The following is a 4034-nucleotide window of genomic DNA, read 5'->3' on the forward strand; positions in this document are numbered from 1 at the left end:
CTGGAGTAGTATAAATGGGGCCAAAAAAAGCTTTGAAGGGGTTGTTATCTACAACAACCTCATATTCATCGTACCTATAAATCGTTTAGGACAACATTGGTTTATCTTTTACTTTTGTTTTTTAGGGCTTTAACAGATTTAATGCTTCCTGTGGCTTTAAGCCATCGGATGTTTTTTGCTTGTACGATTTTACTTTTACTGCTTTTTCGAGTTTGATATCTCTGCTCGATGCACCTACCTTAAATGTATAAGTGCCGGAAGTTGTTACCCATGCTGTTGCTTTTTCATTGTAAGAAGCTAAGTTTTCGACAGGTATGGAGATGGTTACTTCCTGGCTCTCGCCGGGATTCAGCAAGCGTGTCTTGGCAAATCCTTTCAGTTCCTGAGCGGGGACATTCAATTTGCCTTTGGGGGCTTTGACGTAGACTTCTGCTACTTCTTTTCCTTTGCATTTACCCGTATTGGTTACTGTAAATGTTACATTGTAGTTCGTACCGTTATTCAGTACGTTCAGGTCTGAATAACTGAATGTGGTGTATGACAAGCCATAGCCGAAAGGGTAGGAAACTTCTTTGTTGAAACTGTCGAAATATCTGTAACCTACGTAGATGTCTTCTTCGTAGTTGGTGTAGTCGAAGTTCTTTTCATCCGTCGTAGTCCGGTTCTTTCTTTGTTCCATGAATGCTTTCATATCATTGATCGACGGGCTGTTCATTGGGAAGTTTTTGCTTGAGTAGGCATCGTCTACGTGAAGAGGAAATGTCATAGTCAGCTTACCGCTTGGGTTCTGTTTCCCGCTTAAGATATCGGCGATGCTGTTTCCGCCTTCCTGACCGGCTTGCCATGCACACAAGATTGCATCCGGCTGGTTTTTCCATGAAGCAGTTTCGATGACGCCACCGATGTTCAGCACGACAACGACCTTTTTATTTGCCTGCTGGAAGGCTGCACATACTTTCTGTATCAGCTCTTGTTCTTCCGGAGCCAGGTTGAAGTCGTTGGCATTCCGGTCAAGAAATTCTCCCGAAATACGACCTAAGGTAATGACTGCGATGTCGTTGTCTGCTACGGCTTTGTTCAGCTCTTCGGCTGTAGGCACCAGTTCCTTGGGGCGCGGTGCAGAGAACATAGCCAGTTGGTCGAAGCTGCCGGAACGTTCATTCTTCTTTTTCTCTTCATTTTTATAGGTAAGATACTTGCTTAGGATGTTGGGGTCGACAACATAGTTGGCGTTTCTCAGTCCTTCGATGAGTGAAACCGTATAAGCGCGGTTTACATTACCCGAGCCTGTACCTCCCGGAATAATATCGTAACTGGTATATCCGTATACGGCAACGTTCTTCACGGATGACTGAAATGGCAATGCCTGATTTTCGTTTTTCAGCAGAATCATGCCTTCGGTAGCCGATGAGCGTGTTATGGCTGCGTGTGCTACGAGGTCTGGCTTGTCACTATGCTGGTAACCTTTGAAGTGTGGACATTTTACAATCAGTTCCAGAATGCGTTTTACGTTACGGTCCAGAATACTTTCGTCCAGTTTACCGCTTTTTACGGCATTGTAGATCTCATCATATTGCTGTGGGCGTCCCGGTTGCAGCATTTCGTTGCCTGCAATCATTTGTGCTACGGCATCTTTTCCACCAAACCAGTCGGTCATGACCATTCCCTGATACCCCCAGTCGTTCCGTAGAATGCCGGTCAGCAGGTCGGTACTTTCCGAAGTATATGTACCGTTTACTTTGTTGTAGGAACTCATGACGGTCCACGGATTTCCTTTCTTGATGGCTATTTCAAACGCTTTCAAGTAGATTTCTCTCAATGCGCGTTGGCTGACGCGTGCATCATTGGCATTTCGGTTGGTTTCCTGATTGTTTACTGCAAAATGTTTCACAGAGGTACCTACTCCTTTGCTTTGTACTCCCTGAATGTAAGCTGCTCCTATTTCGCCGGCTACCACGGGGTCTTCTGAATAATATTCAAAATTACGTCCGCACAACGGATGACGGTGGATGTTGATGGCTGGTGCCAGTAAAACATCAGAACCATATTCCAGTACTTCTTCGCCGATGGCTTGTCCCACCTGTTTGACGAGTTCCGTATTCCAACTGGAAGCCAGTGCCGTGCCGATGGGAAAATGGGTACAGTAATAAGTCTTGCTGTCGAAATCGCGAATCGGGTCGATGCGCAGACCTGCCGGGCCGTCGGATAGGATGACGGCAGGGATTCCCAGTCTTGGAATGGGGTAGGAAGTTCCTGCCGTACCGGGAAGCATGGAGCGGGTAGAACCGATAACCGGAGCCGTACCCGATAATCCGTCCATGCCTGTTCCGATACAGAAATGAACTTTTTCTTCCAGTGTCATGGCAGAAATTATTTCGTCTATATTGTCTGCTTTCAGTTGTGGAGCTTCTTGGGCTACTGATGCGCTTGCCAGTAAGAGGCATGCGGTAAACGATGCTAATGTTTTTCTCATATGCGTGTTAATTTAGGGTTTGATAAGCAATGTATTGATAGAACGGGCTGGTAAGTTCACCGTAATAGGTTCGTTGTTCACCATCAGGCTGATGGCATATTCCTTGTCACTCGGGTTGGCTGTTATGACAGGGATGCTTCCGTCTTCGTTGATGAAGGCCAGCACGTTGGTATAGTTTCCTCCTGTTTTAATGCGTTTGGCAGTAGGCTGTACATAGTGGCTTACATGCTTCAGGATATAATATTCGGGAGTATACGTAAAGGTCTTTGTGGAGTCATTGACGGTAATCAGTGAGTTCTGGCACCATCCCCAGCGGCTTACACCACCTTCCATTAAGGAGGTATTCCAGTACATGTAAGTGTTGACACCGTTTTCCAGATAATATCTCATGAGATCCCATGAATGCATGGCTCCTTCCCAGTTGTTTAAGCCATTGCCGCATTCCTGTTCTGTCTGGTAATAGCTCAGGTGAGGATATTTGTTGCGGATAGCGGGAAGGGCATCTTTTCCTGCCCACTGGAAACCACAGCCTTTAATGTAAGTTGAGCAAACGGAGTCGGTCAGCAGGGTATCGACCAGAGCCGGATTCGGACGTTCTACTGTACCTGCATAGATTTCTACGTTGCGTTTGTTCATTTCAGGACCCAGATATTTGATGAAGTTGCTTAAGCCTTTGTAAGTCCAGCAACAAGACGGGTAGGGCTGTGCCGAATTGGGTTCGTTTTGGGGCATAACCATGGAAATATTGATTCCGTGTTCTTTATAGGCATCAATAAATTTGCCGAAGTAAAGTGCATAAGCTTTCAGGTAAGCTTCGTCCTGAATAAAACCGTCGGTACCTTCTTTTATCTGCTTGTCCTCGGACAGATTGTTTTCTACCGGATGCATCCGGAAGCGTAGCGGATTGGCATTGATTTTCTCTTCGGCTGGCTTGTTTTGAGGTGATTTCATCCTTCTTGTCCATACGATGCTTGCAGAACATGCATAATGCTTGTTGACTTTCATCCACGAGGGAGGGCACCAGGGAGAAGCCCATAATTTGAGATTGGGATTATAGGCCAATGCGGCTTGAATGAACGGAATCAAGGTCTGCTCGTCGTGGCTGACACTGAAGTCTTTCATTTCGAAATCTTTATCTGTTTCATCGTAGGAATACCAGTCCAGACTGAAATCGTTGGCTCCCAGAGGCATACGACCGATGGTGAAATTGCCTCCTGCTGGTGTGTACAGCTCCTTGAAAATGCTATCACGGTCAGCCGGATTCAGTTTACTTAATGATTCCCATCCTTTTTCATTGAAACAGGAGCCGAATCCTTCTATTGTCTGATCGGTCTGAGTAGGGTCGATGATGACCATACTGTCCGCTTGTGAGGTCAGGTATTTATTTTCGGTCCTTGTTTCCCAAGGAGAATCGTAGGTCGTTGTCACCCATTCTGCTACTTTTGCAGAATGAGGAGAGCAGGAAGGTGTGTCAAAAAGCACACCTTCTTTTTTAGCACAAAGCCCCGACTTTCACAAGCTGGGGCTTTGTTATTACCTAAAGATTTTGTATCTTTAAGCA

General features: G+C 45.8%; 2 protein-coding genes. Both read right to left on the reverse strand.

The genetic code is table 11. The features are described 5' to 3' along the window. Positions 1 to 121: 121 nt before the first annotated feature. Complete coding sequence (locus tag ACZM60_RS14465) at positions 122 to 2473, reverse strand: beta-glucosidase (RefSeq protein WP_489521836.1); 2352 nt, start codon at positions 2471 to 2473, stop codon at positions 122 to 124. A 12-nt stretch (positions 2474 to 2485) separates the two neighbouring features. Continuing rightward, on the reverse strand, positions 2486 to 3955 hold the full coding sequence (locus tag ACZM60_RS14470; RefSeq protein ID WP_489521837.1) for a glycoside hydrolase family 30 protein: 1470 nt from the start codon (positions 3953 to 3955) through the stop codon (positions 2486 to 2488). Positions 3956 to 4034 lie beyond the last annotated feature (79 nt).

It is taken from the genome of Phocaeicola sp. (genome assembly GCF_057861905.1).

Bases quoted from the DNA above. Each gene is read 5' to 3' on its own strand.
- ACZM60_RS14465 (WP_489521836.1), bottom strand. From the start codon at position 2,473: ATGAGAAAAACATTAGCATCGTTTACCGCATGCCTCTTACTGGCAAGC.